The sequence below is a fragment of the Actinoplanes sp. NPDC000266 genome, assembly GCF_042899005.1.
Classification (GTDB): Bacteria; Actinomycetota; Actinomycetes; order Mycobacteriales; family Micromonosporaceae; genus Actinoplanes.
In genome coordinates, this window is record NZ_JBIAZI010000005.1 from 375,082 (window position 1) to 397,216 (window position 22,135).

Genomic DNA, 22,135 nt, shown 5'->3' on the forward strand with positions numbered 1-22,135 from the left:
CAAGCGTTACGGTAACATCCGTTACGGAGAAGGGGGAGCGGGTATGTCACGGACGGCCGACAAGAAGGGGCAGGAAGCGGCGCTGTCCCGCGCCGTCTGGGACGTGCTGGGGGAGCAGGGGCTGGAGCGGTTGACCGTACGGGCGGTGGCCGCGGCCGCCGGATGCACCACCGGGCTGGTCATGCATCGCTTCCCCAACCGGCAGGCGCTGCTGCGACATGCCCGGCAGCTGCTGCACGAGAAGACCCGCGCCCGGGTCGAGGCGCTGGAGCGGGACGCGCCGTCACCGCGGGCCGCTCTACGTGAGGTGCTGCGTCAAGGTCTCGCGCTCGACGCCGAGACCCGGCACGAGAGCATCGTCTGGATGGGCTTCCTCGCGGCCGCGGTGGCCGACGACGAGCTCGTCGAGATGCACCGGGCCAACAACCATGCCTGGCGGGCGCGCGTGGAACGACTGGTCGGCGCGGCCGCGCCGGACTGGCCGGAGGTGCGGGTGTCCGATGTGGCGCTCGGTCTGATCGCCATGGCCGAGGGCGCCGCCGCCTTCGCCGCGGCCGACCCCGCCGCCTACCCGCCGCCCGCGCAGGAGCGCATGCTGGCCGCCGCCCTGGAGGCGTATCAGCTCAGCTAGTCGCCGGCTCAGCGTGGGGCGTCGCCGGCTATCTCGTTCAGGGCGGCGGCCAACTTGTCGAGGTCGATGCCGCCCAGGTGGTCGAAGATGTGTCGGCGGACGCTGGCCAGGTGGGTCGGCCACGCCTCACGCAGGCGGGCCAGGCCGCGCTCGGTGAGCACCGCGTTCCAGCCCCGCAGGTCGTCCTCGCATTTCACCCTGGTCAGATAGCCGAGGGACTCCAGCTTGGCCGCCAGCCTGGTCATGCCGCTCAGTGACATGTCGCACGCCTGAGCCAATTCGCTCATCCGCATGTGCCCCTGAGAGGACTCTGACAGGTGGCGCAGCACGTTGTACTCGCTGGCCGACATGCGCTGCTCGCGCTCCAGGTCGGTGTTGAGCTGCCGGGGCAGCAGTTGCAGCATCCGGCCGATTCCGCGCATGACGGCCTCCTCCGAAGGCGTCAGGGCGTGGAGGCCCGGCGGCAGTGCCGGGTTGGGTGTTGTGGCGGACATGACATTGATCGTACGGCCAGACCGCAGGAATACTTCTTTGACGTAGCAAGTTTAGTCAGCGTCACAGATCCTCGAAGCAACGAAGCGGAGCACCTCATGACCACCAAGATCGGCATCATCCTGGGCAGCACGCGTCCCGGCCGTAACGGCGAGGCCGTCGCCAAGTGGGTGCTGGACATCGCGTCCAAGCGCACCGACGCCGAGTTCGAGCTGGTGGACCTCCTCGACTACAACCTGCCCCACCTCGACGAGGCGATCCCGCCGTCGATGGGCCAGTACAGCCAGCCGCACACCCTCGAGTGGGCCAAGAAGATCGCGTCCTTCGACGGCTTCATCGTCGTCACCCCCGAGTACAACCACTCCACCTCCGGCGCGCTCAAGAACGCGATCGACTTCCTGTTCGCCGAGTGGAACAACAAGGCCGTCGGCTTCGTCGGCTACGGCTCGGTCGGTGGCGCCCGCGCCGTCGAGCACCTGCGCCTGATCGCCGGCGAGCTCATGCTGGCCGACGTCCGCGCCCAGGTCCTGCTGTCGCTCGCGACCGACTTCGAGAACTACAGCAAGTTCCTGCCGGGCGCCCACCAGGAGGCGGCCCTCGGCACCGTTCTCGACCAGACGGTGGCCTGGAGCACGGCCCTCAAGCCGCTCCGCAACGCCTGAGATCAAAAAGGACACGACGCGGGGGATGCTTGCATCCCCCGCCCCGGGCAGCACAATGCCTAAGGTGCAAAACCAGACAACTAGTGACTCTTTACAGCAACTGCTTGAAATGCCACGAAAGTCTTGGTGGGCCCGGTTGCCGTTCGGTGTCCGCATGGCGGCCGGCGGCGGTGCGCTGCTGATCGTGACGTCCGCCGCCGTGGGTGGCGTCGCCGCCCTGACCAGGGACGACCCCGCCGCCCCGCGGATCGTCACCGCCGTCGGGCAGGCCGGCGCCTCGCCGGCCACGAACGATCCGCCGGCGCCGGCGGCCCCGCACCACGCGAAGCCCCAGTACGACGCGGCGGCCAGCCTGCCCCGCGTGAACGATCAGGCCGATCGCACGGCCACGCGGACGCCCCGGCAGGGGCCCGCGCGAGTCGCGGTCCCGCCGTCCAAGCAGGAACAGCAGTTGCCGCCGCGGCAACAACAGCTGCCGCAGCAGCCGCACCAGCAGCAGCCGCCCGTGGTGGCCGCCGGCGATCCGCGTCCCGTGCTGACCACTCGCACGGAGACCGAGACGCGGGAGATCCCGTTCCAGACCCGTCTCGTGCGCGATCCGTCGCTGCCGCGCGACGCCCGCAAGATCCAGACCGCAGGCGTTCCCGGCGAGGAGACGCTGCGTTATCTGGTCACCTTCACCGACGGCAAGCAGACCGAGCGCCGCCTGCTCGACAGCACGATCACCAAGCAGCCGCAGCACCGCGTCATCGCGTTCGGTTCGCGGCGAGGCCCGGGCGGCCTGGGTGGTCCCGGAGGTCCGGGTGGTCCGGGCGCGGGCCACCGCCCGCCGAAGGGCTGCGACGACTTCTGCCTCCCGCTCGGCCGGTCGGCCGACTGCCGGAACGAGAGCGCGGTCCAGCTCGGCGGCTCGGTCACGATCCTCGACCAGGACATCGCGCTGCTCGACGCCCAGTCACTCGGAAATCTCGGGTGCGGTCCGAAGTGGGCGCCCACAAAATAGGGCGTGACATTCGACGAGCTTCTCGCTGAGGCCGCGGCCGTTCCGCTCGAGGGCTGGGATTTCTCCTGGTTCGACGGCCGCGCCACCGAACAGCGCCCGTCGTGGCATTACGCCGATCGCGTCGCCGAGCGGCTGACCCACGCGACGACCGCGGTCGATCTGCAGACCGGCGGGGGCGAGGTGTTCGCGTACGCCATCAATAAAGCCCCTGGAAATCGCCGGCTGATCGCCACGGAAGCCTGGCAACCGGAGGTGGCCGCGCGCCATCTGCCGGCCCAGGTCGTGCGGGCGGACGATCATCTGCCCTTCGCCGGCGCGACGTTCGACCTGGTGGTGAGCCGTCATCCGGTGAGCACGCCCTGGGCGGAGATCGCCCGGGTGCTGCGTCCCGGCGGCGTCTTTCTGTCCCAGCAGATCGGCCCGGGCAGCAACCGCGAATTGTCGGAGGCCATGCTCGGGCCCCTTCCGCCTCCGGCGAACAATCACCCCGGGCAACTCGCGGCGGCGGCTGAGGGCGCCGGTCTGAAGCTTATTGCCGTACGGCATGAGCGGCTGCGCGCCGAATTCCATGACATCGCCGCCGTCGCGTATTTCCTGCGTAAGGTGATCTGGACCGTGCCCGGCTTCACCATCGAGAAGTACCGCGACCGGTTGCGTGCCGTCCACGAGGAGATCACCGTGAAGGGCGTGTTCGTCTCCCACGCGACCCGCGTTCTGATCGAGGCGCGCCGATGACCCTGTCCGAGGCTCAGCTGACCGCGATGGCCGCCGAGTTGATGCTCGTGCCCGGCATCACCGCGGTGGTGCTGGGCGGCAGCCGCGCCCGGGGCACGGACACGCCCGACTCCGACACCGACCTCGGGCTCTATTACCGGCAACCGCTCGACGTCGACCGGCTGACCGCGGCCGCCCGCGCCATAGCCGGGCCGTCGGCCCAGGTCACCGCGCCCGGCGGCTGGGGACCATGGGTGGACGGGGGCGGCTGGCTCGAGGTCGGCGGCGACGCGGTCGATCTCATCTACCGCGATCTCGACCGGGTCACCGCCGTCTGCGACGCCGTCGAGCAGGGCCAGTACGCCTTCCACACGCAGGCGGGTCATCCGCTCGGGTTCGCCGATCACGCGTACGCCGGCGAAGTCGCCCTGGCCCGGGTCCTGGCCGACCCCTCGGGGGAGGTGGCGGGGCTGCGCGAGCGCCTGCGGGTCTATCCGCCGGCGCTCTCGCGCGAACTGGTGGCCGGGCTGTGGGAGGCCGACTTCCTGATCATGCTGGCTCGCAAGGGCATACCGCGCGGCGACAGCGCGTACGTCTCCGGCTGCCTGTTCCGCCTGGCCGGAGTGTGTGCCCATGCCCTGCACGGCGGGGCCGGCCAGTGGCTGATCAACGAGAAGGGCGCGGTCGCCGCGGCCGGCGCATTGCCCGGCGCTCCCGAGCATTTCGCCGAGCGGGTCGACAAGGCCTTCGCCGCCGTGGACGGCGATCCGCTGCGCCTGCGGCTGGCCATCGACATCGCGGCCGATCTGGTGCTCGACACCGCCGACGCGTGCATGAGGATGGTGCGATGACCGCCGACGAGCCCACCATCCTCGCCACGAGCGCCTTCTTCGAGACCAGCCGCTTCGGTGAGTTCGCCTGGCGCCCCGGCAAGATCCACCGGTTCGCGGCCGAGCTGGCCAACGTGACCCGGCCGCGGATCTGCTTCCTGATCCAGGCCAGCGGTGACCTCCCCGGGATGATCGGCGCCCACTACGCCGCGTTCGCCCGCACCGAGTTCGCCGCCTCCCATCTCCAGCTCATCCCGATGCCGAACGTGGCCGACATCCGGTCCCACCTGCTCGGCCAGGACATCATCTGGGTGCACGGCGGCAGCGTGGCCAACCTGTGCGCGCTGTGGCGGGTGCACGGCGTCGACGAGATTTTGCACGAGGCCTGGCAGGCCGGCGTGGTGCTGGGCGGCGTCTCGGCCGGTTCGATCTGCTGGCATCAGGGCGGCAGCACGGACAGCTTCGGCCCGGACCTGCGGGCGTTCACGGACGGGCTGGGCTGGCTGCCGTACAGCAACGGCGTGCACTACGACGCCGAGGAGCAGCGCCGGCCGAAGATGCACGAGCTGATCGCCGACGGCACCCTCGGCGACGGCTACGCCACCGACGACGGCGCCGCGCTGGTCTACCGCGGCACGACCCTGGCCGAGGTCGTGGCCGACCGGCCGGGCCCGCGCGGTTACGCGCTGCGGCGCCGCGACGACGGCTCGATCGAGGAGACGCCGCTGCCGACGAGGGTCCTTCAGCTGGCGTAGTGCAGGATCACGTTGTGCACGTGGTGGGTCTTGTCGGATCCGCGGAACTCGACCTCGTACGTGTGGGTGCCGACCGTGATGGCGATCGTGCCGGTCGAGAAGAACTGGCCGGCCCAGCTCTTGTTGCTGACCACGCTCACGCTGCTGACCTTCGAGTACGGAATGCTCGTGATCGCGAAGCGCTTACCGACGAAGGACTTGTCCTGGATGATGATGCGGCGGTTGGTCAGCCCGATGAAGCCGGTGCCGGCGCCGATGGCGTCGTAGACGGCGATGATCGTCTCGCCATCGAGCAGGCCGCTCTGCACCTGCTCGTACTGGCCCTTGCTGTCGTAGATCACTTCGCTCATGGCGCGAGCGTAGCGACGACGGGCTATTGCGGGTTGGTCAGCTGCGTATCGGTCACCGTGCGGTAGAAGTCCTCGATCCGGGCGGCTAGGGTTACCTCACCGTCCGTGAGGGCGTCGCCGTCTCGATCACCCAGGCAGATCTGAGTGTGACCGTTGGTGCGCCTGATGTTGGGTTGAATGCGAAGTGTGTCCGCTGCCACCTTGATCCGTTCCGTCAATGCGGCATGCTGACTGTCGTCGCACGCGAGATCGCGGCGGAGCTGGACGCCGTCGCGCGTCCACTCGCTCAGCACGGTCAAAGCATCAGTCAGGTAGTCGGAGCGGTTCACTCGCTGTCTTCTGGCCCGCATCGCCCATCCCCCTAGGCGTCGTTGCCGGCTTGTGGCCAAACTGTCGCCGTGTCGTCATGGTCGGTGCCTCACAGTCTTGCTCTCCGGGACAAGCATGTCCACGCCCACATATATGTGTTTGCGTGACGATCGGGACGGCTCGGGCACCCGGAACGGCAAACTTTTGTGGAAAGCTCTGATCTCATGCGGCCGGAACAGGATGTCAAGTCACCTAAGTCACGCAGAGTCATCGTGGCGGCGGTGATCATCAGCGACGGTCGCGTCCTGGCGTGTGAGCGGTCGGCGCCGCCGGAGGTCGCGGGCCGCTGGGAGTTTCCTGGGGGGAAGGTCGAGTCGGGCGAGACCGAGGAGCAGGCCCTGGCCCGCGAGTGCGTCGAGGAGCTGGGCGTGCGGGTCGAGGTCGGCGGCCGGGTCGGTCCCGACGTCTCCCTCGCGCACGGCCGGGCCGTGCTGCGGGTCTTCAACGCCCGGCTGCTGGGCGGCGACATGCCGCGGGCGCTGGAGCACACGTCCATGCGCTGGCTCGGTGTTGACGAGCTGGACAGCGTGCACTGGCTGCCCGCGGACAAGCCGATCGTCGCGGAACTGCCGGCCTTACTGAGCGTCTGACCCGTACGTCTTCCGCAGCTCCCGCTTGAGGACCTTGAAACTGGGACCGAGCGGGAGCGACTCCGCAAAACGGATCTTGCGGGGGTACTTGTGCTTGCCGAGCTTCTCGCGGGACCACTCGATCAGCTCGTCGGCCGAGATGGTGCCCGGGTCGGCAACCACCACCGCGCAGATCTCCTCGCCGTGCACCGCGTCGGGCACGCCGATCACCGCCACCTGCTGCACGGCCGGATGCCGGGCCAGCGCCTCCTCCACCTCACGCGGATAGACGTTGAAGCCGCCCCGGATCACCAGGTCCTTCTTGCGGTCGACGATCGCGATGAAGCCGTTCTCGTCCTTGGTGCCGAGATCGCCCGTACGGAACCAGCCGTCGACGACCGCCTCCTTCGTCGCCGAGGGGTTGTTGAGGTAGCCGGCGAAGACGTTGTGCCCGCGGATGACGATCTCGCCGAGCTCGCCGTCGGGCAGCAGCTCGATCCGCTCGTCGATCTCGGGCCGGGCGATCTCGACCTCCACACCCCAGATCGGGTGCCCGACCGTGCCCGGCTTCGTGCCGAACGCGGGCTGGTTGGTGGTCGCCGTGGGCGAGGTCTCCGAGAGGCCGTACCCCTCGAAGATCTCGGCTTTGAAGGTCTCGTTGAACTTCTCCAGCACGGCGACCGGCAGCGAGGCGCCACCCGAGACGCAGAGCCGCAGCTCGGGGAGCTTCTCGGCCTTGCCGGCGGCCTCCAGCAGCCCGATGTACATGGTCGGCACGCCGTGGAAGATGGTCACGTTCTCCTTGACCATCAGCTGGATCGCGGCCTCGCCGGTGAAGCGGGCCAGCAGCACGAGGGTCCCGCCCATGCGGAAGGTGCCGTTCATGCCGACGGTCTGCCCGAAGGTGTGGAACAGCGGCAGGCAGCCCATGGTCACGTCGTCCTCGTGCAGATCGTGGATGTCGAAGACGTTCACGATCGTGTTCATGACAAGGTTGAGGTGGGTCAGGAGCGCGCCCTTGGGCTTTCCGGTGGTGCCGCTCGTGTAGAAGATGACCGCCACGTCCTCGGCCTCGCGGCTGACGTACGTCCGTAGCGGTGTGGTGACGGCCTCCTCGAGCCGGTCGATGCCCGGCACGGCAGGACCGACCGACACCACGCCGACCTCGGCGATCTTGGAGGCAGCAACGGCGTTCTCGAGCTGCGACGAGTGGGCGACCAGCAACTTCGCGCCGCTGTCCTTCAAAACGTACGCGTTCTCCTCGGGCGTGAGGAGCAGGTGCATCGGGACGATCGTGGCCCCGACCGCCAGCGTCGCGTAGTAGACCCGGGGGAAGTCGGCCAGGTTGGGGATCTGGATGGCGACGACGTCGCCGGGGCCGATGCCCTTCGCTTGTAGGGCCGACGCGTACGCCAAAGTCTGTTGCCAGAGATCGCGGTAGGTGATCCGTTCGGTGGTGACGCTGTCGATCACCGCGATCTTGTCGGGGTACTTACGAGCCGACTCGGCCAGGACGGTGGCGAGCGACAACTGGGTCATGCGAGATGCCCTCCGATCTTGGTGTAACCACGCAGCAGGTCCCGCGAGATGATGAGGCGCTGCATCTCGTCGGTGCCTTCATAGATACGCATGAGTCGCACCTGGCGGTACCACCGTTCGATCGGAAGCTCGCGGGTATATCCCATGCCGCCGTGGATCTGCATGACCCGGTCGACGACCTCGTTGACCATCTTCGCCCCGTAGAGCTTGGCCATCGAGGAGGCGTGCCGGGGGTCCCAGCCCTGGTCGACCGTCCAGGCCGCGCGCAGGATCAGCCAGCGGGCCGCCTCGATCTCGACCTCGGAGTCGGCGATCATCCACTGGATGGCCTGGTTCTCGCCGATCTTCTTGCCGAAGGTCTCGCGGGTGTTGGCGTACTCCAGCGCCATGCCGAGCGCCCGCTCGGCGATGCCCAGGGCGTTGGACGGGATCAGGTAGCGGCCCTTGCCGATCCACTTCATGCCCAGCTCGAAGCCCTGGCCGATCTCGCCCAGGATGTTGCGCGCCGGCACCCGGACGTCGTCGAAGACCAGCGCGGCCGGACCGCCCTCGCCCATGGTCTGGATGAACTCGGAGCGCCAGCCCATCTCGCGGTCGACCAGGAAGGCGGTGGTGCCGCCGCCGCGCACGCCCTTCTCCTTGTCGGTGACCGCGACGACGATGACGAAATCGGCGTCGTTGCCGTTGGTGATGAACGTCTTCTCGCCGTTCAGCACCCAGTCGTCGCCGTCCTGGCGGGCGCTGAGCTTGATGTTCGCCGCGTCCGAGCCGGCGCCCGGCTCGGTGATGGCGAAGCAGGAGATCCGCTCGCCCTCGATCGTCGGGATCAGGAACTCCCGCTTCTGGTCCTCATTGGCGTAGTAGAGAATATTGTCCGCCTCGCCGCCGAACTTGAACTGGATGAAGGTGCGGCCCACCTCGGTCCAGATCAGGGACTGCAGGACGGCCGGGAGGTTCATCCCCCCGTACTCCTCCGGTGTGGAAAGACCCCAGAAGCCGAACTTCTTGGCCTTCTGCTGTAGCTCCCGCAGCTCGCTGAGCTCGAGCCCGGGCTGGTGGCGCCGCTCGCGGAGCAGCGCCTCCTGCTCCAGCGGCATGACCTCGCGGGTGATGAACTGCCGGGCGGTGTCGCGAATCGCGCGTTCCTCGTCGGTGAGCGAGAAGTCCATGTGCTTTAAACTAGCGGTGTAAGTTTTTACACGTCCAGTGCTGATTTTCCCGGGGAGATCGTTTATGGCGCGGCCGCGGCAGGCCCTGTTGACGCGCGAGCGGATCGTCGAGGCGGCATCGGCCCTGATCGACGCCGAGGGGCTCGACGCGCTCTCGATGCGCCGGCTCGCCACCGACCTGGGCGTTCAGGGGCCGTCGCTGTACAACCACTTCGCGACCAAGGCCGAGATCATCGACGCGGTGGCCGACGCGGTGGTGGCAACAGTAGATTTGTCGGCTTTTGGGACTTGTGAGTGGCCGGACGCGTTGCGGCGATGGGCCAAGTCCTACCGAGCGGTGCTGGCCGAGCACCCGAACATCGTGCCGGTGCTGGCTCAAGGGCCCGGCCGCCGTCCGGCCGGTCTGGCCATGGCCGAGGCCGTGTACGGGGCGCTGGTCGAGGCCGGATGGAGCTACGCGCGGGCCACGCACATCGGCGCGCTCATGCGATATCTGGTCACCGGCTCGGCGCTCGGCTCGTTCGCGCTGGGCTTCGACGTCGATCCACAGCTGTACGAACGTTATCCACACCTGCACCACGCCCCGCTGCTGGCGGAGCATCATGAGGCCGTGGACGAGGGAGCCTTCGAACTCGGCCTGGACCTGCTGATCACCGGCCTGACGGCCCGACAAGAGGGGACCCGCTGATGACATCGCTCGATCGCCCGCACCTCTACCTCGGTGGGGAGTGGGCCGCGCCCGCCTCCACCGAGACGATCGCGGTGGAAAATCCGGCGACCGAGGAGGTCCTGGCCCACGTTCCGGCCGGGACGGCGGAGGACGTCGATCGCGCGGTCGCCGCCGCCCGGGCCGCCTTCGCGGGCTGGGCCGCCACGCCGATGGCCCGGCGGGCCGAGGTGCTCGACCGGTTGCACGCCTCGCTGTCGGCCCGCGCCGGCGACATCGCCCGGACCGTCGGGCTCGAGCTGGGCACGCCGGTCAAGATCGCCCAGCGGGTCCAGGCGGGACTGCCGCTTGCGGTCCTTCGGGGGTACGCCGATCTGGCCGCCCGCCCGGTGGAGGAGAAGACGATCGGCAACTCGCTGATCGCGCACGAGCCGGTGGGCGTGGTCGGCGCCATCACACCCTGGAACTACCCGCTCCACCAGGTCGTGGCCAAGGTCGCGGCGGCCCTGGCGGCCGGGTGCACCGTGGTGCTCAAGCCGAGCGAGCTGACGCCCCTGGTGGCCTTCCTGCTGGCCGACGCGGCCGAGGAGGCGGGCGTGCCGGCCGGCGTGTTCAACCTGGTGACCGGCACCGGCCCGGTGGTCGGCGCGGCCATCGCCGGACACCCCGATGTGGACATGGTGTCGTTCACCGGCTCGACCGCGACCGGCAAGGCCATCACCCACGCGGCCGCCGACCGGGTGGCCAAGGTCGCCCTGGAGCTGGGTGGCAAGTCGGCCAACGTCATCCTGGAAGACGCCGATGTTGCTCGCGCGGTCAAGGTCGGCGTCGGCAACGCTTTCCTGAACTCGGGGCAGACCTGCACGGCCTGGACGCGCATGCTCGTGCACCGCGACCACTACGACGAGGCGGTCGAGCTGGCCGCCAAGACGGCCGCCGGCTACACCGTCGGTGACCCGTTCGACGAGAACACCCGCCTCGGGCCGTTGGTCTCCGCGGCGCAGGTTTCCCGCGTCCGCGGCTATATCGAACGTTCTACCGCGCGGCTGGTGGCCGGCGGACTCGACGCGCCTCTCCCTGGAAAAGGACATTTCGTGGCGCCGACGGTCTTCGCCGACGTCGACCCCGACAGCGAGCTGGCCCAGGAGGAGATCTTCGGGCCGGTGCTGTCGATCATCCCGTTCTCCTCGGACGACGAGGCGGTGGCGATCGCCAACAACTCGAAGTACGGACTGGCCGGTGGGGTCTGGGGCTCGCCCGACCGGGCCCTGTCGGTGGCGCGCCGCCTCCGTACGGGCGCGGTCGACGTCAACGGGGGCGCGTTCAACCCGTTCGCGCCGTTTGGTGGCTACAAGCAGTCCGGTGTCGGCCGTGAGCTGGGCGAGTACGGTCTCGCCGAGTTCCAGCAGGTGAAGGCGATCCAGCGATGACAGCATGGTTCAACGGACTGGTCCTGCGCGAGCCGGGCGCCCGGCCGGCGGTGGCCGAGCTGCACCTGCCCGAGGTGGGCCCCGGCCAGGTTCGCATCAAGGTGCGGGCGGCCGGCGTCTGCCACTCCGACCTGTCCATGGTGAACGGAACCATCCGCCCCTCGTACCCCCTGGTCCTCGGCCATGAGGCGTCGGGCGAGGTGGTGGAGGTCGGCGAGCGGGTGACGCGGGCTTCGGTGGGCGACCACGTGGTGCTGAACTGGCAGCCTGCGTGCCGCAACTGCTGGTTCTGCGACAGCGGCGAGCCGTGGCTGTGCTCGACGTCGTCCGGGGTGGCCTCGCTGGAGAACGGCGTGACCCTCGACGGCGTGCCGGTGCACGTGGGCCTGGGCCTGGGCGCCTTCGCCGAGCAGGTGGTGGCCCCGGAGAACGCGGTGGTCCGGGTGCCGTCCGAGCTCGACTTCGAACGGGCGGCCCTGCTGGGCTGCGGCGTCCTGACCGGTTTCGGCGCGGTCCGCAACACGGCCCAGGTCGCCGCCGGCGAGTCGGTGGTGGTGATCGGCCTGGGCGGAGTGGGCCTGTCCGTGGTGGCGGCGGCCCGGGCCGCGGGCGCCTCGGACGTCATCGCGGTGGACGTCTCGGAGGCCAAGAAGGGCCTGGCCGAGTCGGCCGGCGCGACCGATTTCGTGGTCTCCTCCGACACGCTGTCCAAGGAGATCCGGGGCCGCACGTCGGGACGGGGCGCCGACCACGCTTTCGAGTGCGTGGGCCGGGCCGCCACGATCCGGGCGGCGTGGCGAGCCACCCGCCGGGGCGGCAAGGTGACGGTGGTGGGCATGGGCTCGAACGACGACCAGGTGTCGCTGTCGGCCTTGGACGTCTTCTCGTCCAACCGGACGCTGCGCTCCTCGGTCTACGGCCAGGCCGACCAGGACATCGAGATCCCGGCCCTGGCCGCGGACGTCCTGTCCGGCCGGCTGACCCTGGACCACCTGATCACCGACCGCATCACCCTGCCGGAGGTCCCCGGCGCCTTCGACCGCATGTCCCGGGGCGAGGGCGCCCGCTCGGTCGTCATCATCTGAAAATCGGCGGTCTCGGTCGCGTCCCATGCGGTAGGACCATGGGATGCGACCCGAGGCCGGCCAGGTGCTGCACTTCTCCGAGGATCCGACGATCGAGCTCTTCGTGCCCCATGTCGCGCCGACGTCGCGGGAGACCGAGGCGTACGTCTGGGCGGTCGGCCACGACCGCGCGCCCGACTACTGGTTTCCGCGGCAGTGCCCGCGCGCCATGGCCTGGGTGCGCGAGGGAACGTCCGATGAGGACCGTGACCGGATCGTCGGTGCCGGCTGCGGCGATCGGGTCCACGCCATCGAGTACGGCTGGTGGGACGCGATGCGGACCACCACGCTGTACGCCTACCGCTTGCCGGCCGCCCCGTTCCACCCGATCGACAGCACGGACGAGCCACCCGCCGTGGTGGCCACCGAGCCGGTGCGCCCCCTCGGCCCGGCCGAGCCGGTCGGCAACCTGATCGACTGCCACGCCGCCGCCGGCATCCAGCTGCGCCTGCTGAACAACCTCTGGCCCTTCTGGGACGAGGTCATCACCAGCAGCCTCGGCTTCAGCGCCATCCGCCTCCGCAACGCCCACCCACGCCCCGGCAGCACCACAAACGACTCAGCCACCTACTTCGCCGGCCGCGGCCCACGCTGACGCCCTTCTCCGCCGGCCCTTTTCCGCCGGCCGCGCCCACGCTGACGGCTCGGCGCTCAATGCGATGGCGCGGCCTGCAGGAGTGACGTGATCGTGCGGGACAGGGCGGCCCGCGCGGCGGGCACCGACAGGTTCATCGTCTCCCGCCACGTGGACCAGGTCGGCCACATGCTGATCGCGGTGAGGGCGTTCAGCAGCTCGTCGTTGCCGTCGACCTCGACCGCGAACAGCGTGCCCAACTCGGCTCGGACCCGTTCCACGTGCAGCTGGCGATAGCGCCTCAGCGTCTCGGAGAACGGCTCCTTCAGCGCGGCCGCCTTCGCCGTCGGGCCGATCTGTTCGAGCAGGCGGGTGCGCTGCCGGCAGTACGCGTCGATGCGCTCGGCCAATGGCAGCTCGGGCGAGACGGGGCGGTGCGCCGCGTCCCGGATCTCCAGTACGCGGCGGCCGCTTGCCGTGAACAGCGCCTCCATGTCGGCGAAGTGGCTCCACAGGGCGCGCAGCGACACCCCGGCCTGCTTGGCGATGCGGTCGGCGGTCGGCCGCAGGTCGCCCTCGCGGATCAGCTGGAGATGGGCGTCGACGATCGCGTTGCGGGTCCGCTCCGAGCGGGCCGTGCGCCCGTCGACGCGCTGGGGTGCCGGGCTCACAGGCCACCCCGAATTGTCTGGCTCACGTGGCGCTCCGGTAGCGGTTCAGCTCCCGTCGGGCCAGGGAGCGCTTGTGGACCTCGTCGGGCCCGTCGGCCAGGCGCAGCGTACGCGCGGCCACCCACAGGGCCGCGAGCGGTGTGTCCTGGCTCGTGCCGGCGGCGCCGTGGGCCTGGATGGCCTTGTCGACGATCCACTCGACGGTCGACGGCACGATGATTTTGATGGCCTGGATCTCGGTGTGGGCGCCCTTGTTGCCGACGGTGTCCATCAGCCACGCGGCCTTCAGCACCAGCAGGCGGGCCTGCTCGATGCGCACCCGCGACTCCGCGATCCAGTCCTGCACCACGCCCTGCTCGGCCAGCGGCTTGCCGAACGGCGTGCGGGTCAGCGCCCGCGTGCACATCAGCTCGAGCGCCCGCTCGGCCATGCCGATCAGGCGCATGCAGTGGTGGATGCGGCCGGGGCCGAGGCGGGCCTGCGAGATCGCGAAGCCGCCGCCCTCCTCGCCGATCAGGTTGCTCACCGGCACCCGGACGTTCTCGAAGATCAGCTCGGCGTGCCCGCCGTGGTCGCCGTCGGTGTAGCCGAAGACCGTCATGCCGCGCTTGACCGTCAGGCCGGGCGTGTCCCGGGGCACCAGCACCTGGCTCTGCTGCACATGCCGGGCCGCGTCCGGGTCGGTCTTGCCCATCACGATGAAGATCCGGCAGTTCGGGTTCATGGCGCCGGTGATGTAGAACTTGCGCCCGTTGATGACGTATTCGTCGCCGTCCCGCTCGATGCGGGTGCCGATGTTCGTGGCGTCCGACGAGGCGACCTGCGGCTCGGTCATGGCGAAGGCCGACCGGATCGTGCCGTCGAGCAGCGGCGCCAGCCACTCCCGTTTCTGCTCGTCGCTGCCGAACTCGGCCAGCACCTCCATGTTGCCGGTGTCCGGCGCCGCGCAGTTCAGCGCGGCCGGCGCGATGGCCGGGCTGCGGCCGGTGATCTCGGCCAGCGGGGCGTACTGAAGGTTGGTCAGCCCGGCGCCGTGCTCACCGGGGAGGAAGAGGTTCCACAGGCCGGCGCTTTTCGCCGCGGCCTTGAGGGTTTCCAGGATGGGCGGCGGCTCCCAGCCGTCGCCGCTGTGATAGTCCGCCTCGGCGGGGTAGACGTGCTCGTCCATGAAGGCGAGCAGCCTCTTGCGGTAGTCCTCGGTCTGAGCGTCGAAGCCGAAGTCCATCAGTGTCCCTCCAGCGCCTCGTGGCCCCGCATGACCAGCGGGCCGACAAGGTTGCCGATCGTCTCGAAGCCCTCACCCACGGTTTGGCCCTGAACGTAGCGGTAGTGCACACCCTCCAGGATCACCGCGAGCTTGAAAGCGGCGAATCCCACATACCAGTGGAGATCACTCACGTCCCGCCCGCTGCGTTCCGCGTAGCGGGCGCCCAGCTCGGCGATCGTCGGATGACCGGGCACGCTCAGCGGCGCGATCGGTTTGCCGTCGCCGCCGGTGTTCAGCGGCAGCCCGGCGTAGGTGATCATCAGCGCGACGTCGCTGAGCGGGTCGCCGAGCGTGGACATCTCCCAGTCGAGCACCGCGTTGACGCCCAGGTCGTCGCCGATCAGCACGTTGTCGAGCCGGAAGTCGCCGTGCACCACGGCTCCGGGGCCGCCGGCCGGGATGTCCACCGCGAGCCGGGCGTGCAGCTCGTCGATACCGGCCACGTCGCGGCTGCGCGACGCGTCTAGCTGCTTCTTCCACCGGTTCACCTGGCGCGCGTTGAAGCCTTCCGGCTTGCCGAAGTCGCCCAGGCCGATGGCGTACGGATCGAGGCCGTGCAGGTCGGCGAGGGTGTCCACGAGCGACAGGACCAGGCCGCGCATCGCCTCGGCGCCGAGCGCCTGGAGGTCGGCGACATCGCGGTAGATCCGTCCGTCAACGTGCTCCATCAGGTAGAACGGCGCCCCGATGACCTCCGGGTCGGAGCAGAACAGCACCGGCCGCGGCGCCGGGAAGCCCGCCTTGGACAGCGCCTCCAGCACGCGGTGCTCCCGCGCCATGTCGTGCGCGGTCGGCAGCACGTGCCCCAGCGGCGGACGGCGCAGCACCCAGCGGTTCTCGCCGTCGGTCACCGCGTACGTCAGGTTGGAGCGCCCGCCGGCGAACATCCGCCCGGTGAGCTCCTTCTCCGATTTCAGGTACGCCCGCAGTCGTTCGAGGTCGAGTCCTTTCACCGGCTGCTCCCTTCGAAGGCCCTCTGCATCTTGTTCATGCCGCCCAGCCAGCGATCGGTGTCGCCGGCCCGCAGACGATAGAACTCGGCCACCTCGGGATGGGGAAGGATCAGGAAGCTGTCGCCTTTCAGCGCCTCGGCCACGATCGTCGCGACCTCGCCCGGCTCCATGGCGCTCTCGGCGAGCAGGGCGGCGCTGGCGCTGCCGCGCTCGTTGCCGCGGGTCAGCATGTCGGTGCGCACGCCCTGCGGGCACAGGGCCTGCACGGTCACGCCGCGGTGAGCGTACGTGGCCCGCAGCCACTCGGCATAGGCCAGAGCGGCGTGCTTGGTCACCGCGTAGGGCGCGCTGCCCAGCAGCGACAGGAGGCCGGCGGCGCTCACCGTGATCACCAGACGCTTGGGTTCGCCCTGGTCGAGCCACCGGGGTAGCAGGGCCCGGGTGACGTAGACGTGCGACATCACGTTGACGTTGAAGTCGCGCAGCCACACCTCGTCGGGCGTGCTCTGGTCGCCGGCCGTCAGCACGCCGGCGTTGGCGCAGAACAGGTCGATCCCGCCCAGCTCGGCCCAGGCGGTCTCGATGAGGTTGCGGGTGTCGTCCTCGTTCGCGGCGTCGCCGGCGACGGCCAGGCCGCCGATCTCGCTGGCGACCGCCTGGGCGGCGTCCGGGTCGAGGTCGTTGACGATCACCTCGGCCCCGTCGGCGGCGAATCGCCGGGCCAGGGCGGCGCCGATGCCGCCACCGGCGCCGGTGACCACGACACGTTTCACTGGACGCTCCCGGTCAGCGTCACGCCACCGTCGATGACGACCGTCTGCCCGGTGATCCAGGCCGAGTCGGGGGAGCAGAGGAACGCGACCGCGCCGGCCACGTCTTCCGGCACGCCGAGCCGGGCCAGCGGATACGCGGCCGCGACCTTCTCCTCGCGGCCGTCGTAGAGAGCCGACGCGAACCTGGTCTTGACCACGGCCGGGGCGACCGCGTTGACCCGGACCTTGGGCGCCAGCTCGACGGCGAGCTCCTCGGTCAGATGGATCAGCGCGGCCTTGGTGACCCCGTAGAAGGCGATGCCCGGCGACGGGCGGACGCCGGAGACCGACGAGATGTTGACGATCGCGCCACCCTCGGACAGTCCGCCGCGCAGGGCCTCCTGCACCCAGCCGAGCGTGCCGATGACGTTCACCTCGAAGATCTTCCGGGCCGCGTTCAGGTCGATCGTGCCCAGCGGGCCGTACACCGGGTTGATCCCGATGTTGTTGACCAGCGTGGTGACCGGCCCGAACTGCCCGAGCACGGTGTCGATCACCGCGGCCCGGTGGTCGGGGTCGTCACCCTTGCCGGCCACCCCGATCGCCACCTCGGGCCCGCCCAGATCCTTGGCGGCGGTGTCGAGCGCTTCCGCGTCCCGGCCCGTGATGCACACCTTGTATCCGTCGGCCACGAAGCGTTGCGCGATGGCGAACCCGATTCCCCTGCTGGCTCCGGTCACGATCGCCACTTGGTCCGCCATCGCCGCTCCTCAGTTTCTCTATATGCACTATTCGTGCAGACACTAATTAGCAGTTGCCGTCGCCGCCAACCTTAGGCAGCGGGAATGCCGTTCTGCGGCGGGGTCACCGCGGGAGATTCATAGACCTCCACCGCTCCGTCAGCGTCGTCGGTGCGGTACGGCTTGCCGAAGAACTGGGCCTTGCCACCGGCGATCTTGGTGAGCTGCTGACCGGCGTACCCGGAGTGGTCCTTGTCCGAGTAGCGCACCGGCACCAGGCCCGGGCCGGTGAAGCCGCCCTTCTGCACGGCCGCGATGATGCCCTCGCGGGTCAGGTCTTTGCCGGCCGACTGGAGCGACTGGACGAACAGGTACGCCACGGACATGCCGTACACGACGTTGTTGTCGAACTCGGCGCCGCCGTTGTACTCCTTGTTGACCTTGGTGTAGAGCTGGATCCACGGGTTGGCGTCGTCGTTGGCCAGCGGCAGGTAGTTCGCCGCCACGACACCCTCGAGCAGCGGCGCGGCCGCGCCGAGCGTCTTGGCCAGCGTGGTCGGGTCGGAGCCGACGTTGCTCACCACGTACTGCGGCTTGAAGCCGAGCTTGGCGCCGGTGCCGATGGTGAGGGCGGTGAAGCCGGGCACGGTGGCGAGCATGACCACCTGGCAGCCGGCCGCCTTGAGCGCGCCGACCTGCGGTCCGACGTTCGGGTTGGTCGTCACGTACGACTGCTTGGCCGCGACCGCGCCGAGCACCTTCTCGATGCCGGCCAGGCTGTCCCGGCCGAAGTCGTCGTCCTGGCCGAGGAAGCACACCTTCTTGCCGGCGTGGTTCTCCTTGACGTACGTGGCCAGGATCTTGCCCTCGACGGTGTAGTCGGGGTTGAAGCCGAAGGTGCCCGGATATTTGTCGGGCTGGTTCCAGCTGCGGCTGCCGCTGGCCACGAAGAGGTCGGGCACCCGGTTGGTCTTGAGGAAGTCGAGCACGCCGGTGTGTGTCGGGGTGCCGAGGCCGTTCAGGATCGCGAAGACCTTGTCCTGCAACACCAGCTGGCGTACGACCTGCTGGGTGTTCGCCGGGTTGTACCCGTCGTCCATGATCTTGTAAGTGATCTTGCGGCCGTGGATGCCGCCGTTCGCGTTCACGTAGTCGAAGTAGGCCTTGGTGGCCGGCGCGATCTTGGAATACCCGGCGGCGGCCGGGCCGGTGAGCGGCATGTGCGTGCCCACCACGATCTCGGTGTCGGTCACTCCCGGCGTGTTTCCGCTGCTGCTGCTGCCATTACTGTCGCCCGAGTTGCTACATCCGGCCGCGGCCAGCAACACGGCGGCGAGGACGATCGCGGTGGTGCGTTTCATCATCGGCCTTTCTGCGCACAGAATTTCAGGGTGGGAAGGGGGATTACGAGCCCGCTCGGTGCGCGGGTTTCCTGCCGAGGCGCGCCCGCCAGGAACGCGGGAGTCGCAGTGACGCGAGGCCGCCCGGGGCGGCGAGCATGACGACGACGAGAACGACGCCGAAGAAGGTGAGGGCGAGGTTGCCCTCGAGCCGCTGGGAGCCGGAGGCCTCGCCGATCTCGTGAGCGACCGCGGGCAGCGCCACCAGCAGGAAGGCGCCGATCACGGCCCCCGAGAGCCGGCCCAGGCCGCCGATCACGATCGCCATCACCAGGAAGAGCGAGAGCGTGAGCGGGAACGCCCCGGGCGAAACGCTCTGGGCGATGACGGCGAACAGGGCGCCGCCCAGCCCGGCGCAGGCGGCCGAGATCACGAAGGTCCAGACCTGCGTCCGCGCGATGCTGATGCCGGCCAGCTTGGCGGCGGTCTCGTCGTCGCGCACGGCCCGCATGTCCCGCCCGAACCGGCCGCGCGTGATCAGCGCGAGCGCCAGCACGGTGACCAGGGCGCCGGCCCAGCAGACCCAGGCCTGCCACTGCTCCACGGTCATCGACTCGGGCGGCGGGTTGAGGATGACGGACAGGCCCTGGTCGCTGTTGAACGTCTCGTCGAACGTGCTGGTGATCGAGGGAACGACCACGGCCACGGCCAGCGTGAGCCCGGCCAGATAGGGCCCGCGCAGCCGGGCCGCCGCGAGCCCGATGACCAGCCCGGCGACCGTGGTCACCAGGATCGCCACGACGATGCCGACCGCCAGCAGGTTGAACTTGTTCTGCCAGAGCGCCAGCGTGTACGCCCCCGTGGCCATCAGCGCGCCGTGCCCCAGCGACAGCTGCCCGTTGAGTCCGGTGAGGACGGTCAGCCCGGCCGTGACGCAGAGATAGGCCCCGATCGTGGCCAGCTGATAGGTCCGGAAGGGCGGCAGCGTGTACGTCAACACGACCACCAGCACCGCGCCGACCGCGACCATGAGGAACGGGTTGAGCCGCCGCCGCATGACGGGAGGGATCATCCGGGTGGTCACCCGATCTCGGAGCACCGTCATGCTGAGCCCTCCTTAGGCATGCCCTTCTGGCCCTCGCCGGCGAGGCCGTCGCGAGGTGCGGCTGGTTGCCGCTCGGTGCAGGCGGTCATGCCGTCCTCGCTTTCGATCGGGCGAACAGACCGTCCGGGCGGCCGAGCAGGACGACCACGAGCAGGCCGAGGACCGCCATCGGGGCGACCGTGGCGCCGAGGTAGCCGCTGATGTACGACAGGACCAGGCCGACGATCAGGCCGCCGATGACCGCGCCGATCGGGCTGTCGAGCCCGCCCAGCACGGCGGCGGTGAAGGCCGAGATGAACAGCACGTCCATCGCCGTCGGGTGCAGCCCCAGCTCGGTCGGGATGACCAGCATCCCGGCCAGCGAGCCGACCGCGGCGGCCAGCGCCCAGCCGAGCGTGAGCATGCCGCCGACCGGCACGCCGAGCAGGCGCGACACGTCCGGCGCGAAGGCCGCCGCCCGCATCCGCAGGCCGGTCGGCGTGCGGGTGAACAACAGCGTGAGCAGGACGACCACCGCGCCCACGGCGGCGAAGACGAAGACGTCGTAGCGCGAGAGCAGCGCGACGCCCCCGATGTTGAAGGCGTCCCGGCTGAACGGCGCCTCGGCCGGCCGGAACTCGTTGCCGTAGATCATGCCCAGGACGCCCTGGATGATCAGCACCAGCCCGAGCGCCACCACCACCCCGTTGAGCGGCGACGAATGGTCGACGAAGCGCATCACCACCCGCTCGACGGCGGCGCCGAGCAGCAGCCCGGCGACGAGCGCCACGGCGAACCCGAGCCAGTATGAGCCGGTCGCGTCGGCCACCGAGTAGGCCACGTACGCCGTGGCCACCGCCATCGCGCCCTGCGCGAAGTTGACGATCCGGGTGGCCCGCCAGATCAGCACCAGGGCCAGCGCGAACGCCGCGTAGACGGCGCCGCGGCTGAGCCCGTCGAAGGTGAGGAACAGGAAACGGTCCATGTCAGAACCCCAGGTAGGCGTGCCGGAGATCGGCGTCGTCGGCGAGCGCCGCGGCGTCGTCGCGGGCGGCTATGCGGCCCAGCGACAGCACGACGCCCTGGTCGGCGATGGACAGGGCGCTGCGCACGTTCTGCTCGACCAGCAGCACGGCCAGCCCGGTGCGGTCGCGCAGGTCGCGCAGCAGCGCCATGATCTGGCCGGTGACCCGCGGGGCCAGACCCAGCGACGGCTCGTCGAGCAGCAGCAGCCGGGGCTGCGCGGCCAGGGCCCGGCCGATGGCCAGCATCTGCCGCTCGCCCCCGGAGAGCTGATGACCGAGGTGGGAGCGCCGCTCGGCGAGCCGGGGGAACAGCTCGTAGATCGGCTCCAGCGACGGCTGCGGCTTGCGCCAGAGGCCGCCGAGCCGCAGGTTTTCGTCGACGGTGAGCTCGGTGACCACGCCGCGGCCCTCGGGCACGTGGGCGATGCCGTGCCGCACCAGCCGTTCGACCTTGACGCCGCGCAGGTCGGCGCCGTCGAAGACGACCCGGCCGGTGGCCGGCGGCAGCAGCCCCGACAGCGCCCGCAGCAGTGTCGTCTTGCCGGCGCCGTTGGCGCCCAGCACGGCGACGATCTGTCCCTCCTGGACGGTGAGACTGACGTCGTGCAGCACCGGCGCGGCCCCATAGCCCACGGTGAGGCCGTCGACCTCCAGCAGCGCGCTCATGCGGCCGCTCCCAGGTAGGCCTCGGCGACCTTTTCGTCGTTGCGGATCTCGCCGGGCGTGCCGAGGGCGATCGGCTTGCCGAAGTCGAGGACCAGGATCTCGTCGCAGACCGACATGACGAGATCCATGTGGTGCTCGACCAGCAGGACCGTGCAGCCGGCCTCCTGGATCAGGGTGGCCAGCCAGCGGATCTCGTCGGCGTCCAGCCCACCGGCCGGCTCGTCGAGCATCAGGATGCGCGGCTTGGCGGCCAGGGCCCGGGCCAGCTCGACCCGCTTGCGTTTCGCATAAGGCAGCGAGGCGGGCAGGGCGCCCGCGTGTTCGGCGACGCCGCACCGCTCGAGCGCGGCCCACGCCTCCTCCTCGTGCTTGCGTGACCGCGCGCCGACCAGCACATTGTCGAGGACGGTCATGCCGTTGAACTGACCGACGCCCTGGAGGGTGCGCGCGATGCCGCGGCCGCTGAGGTGGTGTGGCCGGGGCTTGAACGGCCGCCCGTCGAGCGTGATGGCGCCCGACTGCGGCGACACGAAACCGCAGATGACGTTGAACAGGGTGGTCTTGCCGGCGCCGTTGGGCCCGATGATGCCGACGATGCGCCCGGGCGGCACCCGCAGCGACACGTCGTCGAGGGCGAGCAGACCACCGAAGCGGACGGTTATGTGATGAAGCGCGAGCCCCTGGTCCGAGAGGGAATCGGAGCCTGCGCTGGGGGATGTTGACGAATCCGTTGACATGGTCACCTCGGCTCGAACCGGC

26 protein-coding genes are annotated in these 22,135 nt (G+C 69.8%); 11 read left to right on the top strand and 15 right to left on the bottom strand.

Going from position 1 to position 22,135, the window contains the following annotated elements; translation table 11 throughout:
- Positions 1 to 43 precede the first annotated feature (43 nt).
- Positions 44 to 631, top strand: coding sequence for a TetR/AcrR family transcriptional regulator (locus tag ACFY36_RS22345; RefSeq protein WP_499747890.1), 588 nt, complete (start codon positions 44 to 46; stop codon positions 629 to 631).
- Positions 632 to 639: 8 nt separating this feature from the next.
- Here ACFY36_RS22345 and ACFY36_RS22350 read toward each other — a convergent pair whose 3' ends face one another.
- The gene (locus ACFY36_RS22350; protein ID WP_499747891.1) at positions 640 to 1,125 is read right to left on the bottom strand and encodes a MarR family winged helix-turn-helix transcriptional regulator; all 486 of its coding nucleotides are present in this window, start codon (positions 1,123 to 1,125) and stop codon (positions 640 to 642) included.
- Between the two features lie 96 nt (positions 1,126 to 1,221).
- Here ACFY36_RS22350 and ACFY36_RS22355 point away from each other — a divergent pair, with 96 nt between their 5' ends.
- The 5 genes from ACFY36_RS22355 to ACFY36_RS22375 all read left to right on the top strand — a co-directional run bounded on the left by ACFY36_RS22355 (position 1,222) and on the right by ACFY36_RS22375 (position 5,087).
- On the top strand, positions 1,222 to 1,785 hold the full coding sequence (locus tag ACFY36_RS22355; RefSeq protein WP_499747892.1) for an NADPH-dependent FMN reductase: 564 nt from the start codon (positions 1,222 to 1,224) through the stop codon (positions 1,783 to 1,785).
- A gap of 109 nt (positions 1,786 to 1,894) precedes the next feature.
- Positions 1,895 to 2,788, top strand: coding sequence for a G5 domain-containing protein (locus tag ACFY36_RS22360; protein WP_499747893.1), 894 nt, complete (start codon positions 1,895 to 1,897; stop codon positions 2,786 to 2,788).
- A 3-nt stretch (positions 2,789 to 2,791) separates the two neighbouring features.
- Positions 2,792 to 3,523, top strand: coding sequence for a class I SAM-dependent methyltransferase (locus ACFY36_RS22365; RefSeq protein WP_499747894.1), 732 nt, complete (start codon positions 2,792 to 2,794; stop codon positions 3,521 to 3,523).
- Entirely contained in the window at positions 3,520 to 4,353 is an 834-nt protein-coding gene (locus tag ACFY36_RS22370) for a nucleotidyltransferase domain-containing protein (protein WP_499747895.1), read from the top strand. The genes ACFY36_RS22365 and ACFY36_RS22370 overlap by 4 nt, the downstream gene beginning before the upstream one ends.
- On the top strand, positions 4,350 to 5,087 hold the full coding sequence (locus ACFY36_RS22375; RefSeq protein WP_499747896.1) for a Type 1 glutamine amidotransferase-like domain-containing protein: 738 nt from the start codon (positions 4,350 to 4,352) through the stop codon (positions 5,085 to 5,087). The genes ACFY36_RS22370 and ACFY36_RS22375 overlap by 4 nt, the downstream gene beginning before the upstream one ends.
- Here the strand turns inward: ACFY36_RS22375 and ACFY36_RS22380 are convergent.
- On the bottom strand, positions 5,075 to 5,437 hold the full coding sequence (locus tag ACFY36_RS22380; protein ID WP_498692377.1) for a PH domain-containing protein: 363 nt from the start codon (positions 5,435 to 5,437) through the stop codon (positions 5,075 to 5,077). The two genes, ACFY36_RS22375 and ACFY36_RS22380, sit on opposite strands and share 13 nt — an antisense overlap.
- Before the next feature lie 23 nt (positions 5,438 to 5,460).
- Positions 5,461 to 5,787: a 4a-hydroxytetrahydrobiopterin dehydratase gene (locus tag ACFY36_RS22385; RefSeq protein WP_498655441.1), complete on the bottom strand. Its 327-nt coding sequence runs from the start codon at positions 5,785 to 5,787 to the stop codon at positions 5,461 to 5,463.
- 183 nt (positions 5,788 to 5,970) lie between these two features.
- On the opposite strand from ACFY36_RS22385, the gene ACFY36_RS22390 reads away from it, so the two are divergent.
- Positions 5,971 to 6,396 (top strand): (deoxy)nucleoside triphosphate pyrophosphohydrolase, encoded by a 426-nt coding sequence (locus tag ACFY36_RS22390; protein ID WP_499747897.1) that lies wholly within the window; start codon positions 5,971 to 5,973, stop codon positions 6,394 to 6,396.
- Here the strand turns inward: ACFY36_RS22390 and ACFY36_RS22395 are convergent.
- Positions 6,382 to 7,914 (bottom strand): long-chain-fatty-acid--CoA ligase, encoded by a 1,533-nt coding sequence (locus ACFY36_RS22395; protein ID WP_499747898.1) that lies wholly within the window; start codon positions 7,912 to 7,914, stop codon positions 6,382 to 6,384. The two genes, ACFY36_RS22390 and ACFY36_RS22395, sit on opposite strands and share 15 nt — an antisense overlap.
- Complete coding sequence (locus ACFY36_RS22400) at positions 7,911 to 9,083, bottom strand: acyl-CoA dehydrogenase family protein (protein ID WP_499747899.1); 1,173 nt, start codon at positions 9,081 to 9,083, stop codon at positions 7,911 to 7,913. Before ACFY36_RS22400 ends, ACFY36_RS22395 begins: the two co-directional genes overlap by 4 nt.
- 64 nt (positions 9,084 to 9,147) lie before the next feature.
- Between ACFY36_RS22400 and ACFY36_RS22405 the strand changes: the two genes are divergently transcribed.
- Genes ACFY36_RS22405 through ACFY36_RS22420 form a run of 4 tightly spaced genes read left to right on the top strand, consistent with a single transcriptional unit; the run spans position 9,148 to position 12,899 of the window.
- Positions 9,148 to 9,771: a TetR/AcrR family transcriptional regulator gene (locus tag ACFY36_RS22405; RefSeq protein WP_499747900.1), complete on the top strand. Its 624-nt coding sequence runs from the start codon at positions 9,148 to 9,150 to the stop codon at positions 9,769 to 9,771.
- Positions 9,771 to 11,180 carry an aldehyde dehydrogenase family protein gene (locus tag ACFY36_RS22410; protein WP_499747901.1) on the top strand — a complete coding sequence of 470 codons (1,410 nt, stop codon included), beginning with the start codon at positions 9,771 to 9,773 and terminating at the stop codon, positions 11,178 to 11,180. The genes ACFY36_RS22405 and ACFY36_RS22410 overlap by 1 nt, the downstream gene beginning before the upstream one ends.
- Complete coding sequence (locus ACFY36_RS22415) at positions 11,177 to 12,265, top strand: alcohol dehydrogenase catalytic domain-containing protein (protein ID WP_499747902.1); 1,089 nt, start codon at positions 11,177 to 11,179, stop codon at positions 12,263 to 12,265. The genes ACFY36_RS22410 and ACFY36_RS22415 overlap by 4 nt, the downstream gene beginning before the upstream one ends.
- Positions 12,266 to 12,308: 43 nt before the next feature.
- Complete coding sequence (locus ACFY36_RS22420; protein ID WP_499747903.1) at positions 12,309 to 12,899, top strand: DUF6886 family protein; 591 nt, start codon at positions 12,309 to 12,311, stop codon at positions 12,897 to 12,899.
- 56 nt (positions 12,900 to 12,955) lie between these two features.
- On the opposite strand, the gene ACFY36_RS22425 is transcribed toward ACFY36_RS22420, so the two are convergent.
- The 10 genes from ACFY36_RS22425 to ACFY36_RS22470 form a co-directional block, all read right to left on the bottom strand.
- On the bottom strand, positions 12,956 to 13,549 hold the full coding sequence (locus tag ACFY36_RS22425; RefSeq protein ID WP_499747904.1) for a TetR/AcrR family transcriptional regulator: 594 nt from the start codon (positions 13,547 to 13,549) through the stop codon (positions 12,956 to 12,958).
- Positions 13,550 to 13,571: 22 nt separating this feature from the next.
- Complete coding sequence (locus tag ACFY36_RS22430; protein WP_499747905.1) at positions 13,572 to 14,774, bottom strand: acyl-CoA dehydrogenase family protein; 1,203 nt, start codon at positions 14,772 to 14,774, stop codon at positions 13,572 to 13,574.
- Entirely contained in the window at positions 14,774 to 15,769 is a 996-nt protein-coding gene (locus ACFY36_RS22435; protein WP_499747906.1) for a phosphotransferase family protein, read from the bottom strand. Before ACFY36_RS22435 ends, ACFY36_RS22430 begins: the two co-directional genes overlap by 1 nt.
- Complete coding sequence (locus ACFY36_RS22440; protein ID WP_499747907.1) at positions 15,766 to 16,542, bottom strand: SDR family oxidoreductase; 777 nt, start codon at positions 16,540 to 16,542, stop codon at positions 15,766 to 15,768. Before ACFY36_RS22440 ends, ACFY36_RS22435 begins: the two co-directional genes overlap by 4 nt.
- The gene (locus tag ACFY36_RS22445) at positions 16,539 to 17,282 is read right to left on the bottom strand and encodes an SDR family oxidoreductase (RefSeq protein WP_499747908.1); all 744 of its coding nucleotides are present in this window, start codon (positions 17,280 to 17,282) and stop codon (positions 16,539 to 16,541) included. The genes ACFY36_RS22440 and ACFY36_RS22445 overlap by 4 nt, the downstream gene beginning before the upstream one ends.
- A gap of 71 nt (positions 17,283 to 17,353) precedes the next feature.
- Positions 17,354 to 18,622, bottom strand: a complete 1,269-nt coding sequence (locus ACFY36_RS22450; RefSeq protein WP_499748201.1) for an ABC transporter substrate-binding protein — start codon at positions 18,620 to 18,622, stop codon at positions 17,354 to 17,356.
- Positions 18,623 to 18,665: 43 nt separating this feature from the next.
- Positions 18,666 to 19,658 carry a branched-chain amino acid ABC transporter permease gene (locus ACFY36_RS22455; protein WP_499748202.1) on the bottom strand — a complete coding sequence of 331 codons (993 nt, stop codon included), beginning with the start codon at positions 19,656 to 19,658 and terminating at the stop codon, positions 18,666 to 18,668.
- Positions 19,659 to 19,791: 133 nt separating this feature from the next.
- Entirely contained in the window at positions 19,792 to 20,670 is an 879-nt protein-coding gene (locus ACFY36_RS22460; protein ID WP_499747909.1) for a branched-chain amino acid ABC transporter permease, read from the bottom strand.
- A 1-nt stretch (position 20,671) separates the two neighbouring features.
- The gene (locus ACFY36_RS22465) at positions 20,672 to 21,376 is read right to left on the bottom strand and encodes an ABC transporter ATP-binding protein (protein ID WP_499747910.1); all 705 of its coding nucleotides are present in this window, start codon (positions 21,374 to 21,376) and stop codon (positions 20,672 to 20,674) included.
- Complete coding sequence (locus ACFY36_RS22470) at positions 21,373 to 22,113, bottom strand: ABC transporter ATP-binding protein (RefSeq protein WP_499747911.1); 741 nt, start codon at positions 22,111 to 22,113, stop codon at positions 21,373 to 21,375. Before ACFY36_RS22470 ends, ACFY36_RS22465 begins: the two co-directional genes overlap by 4 nt.
- Positions 22,114 to 22,135 lie beyond the last annotated feature (22 nt).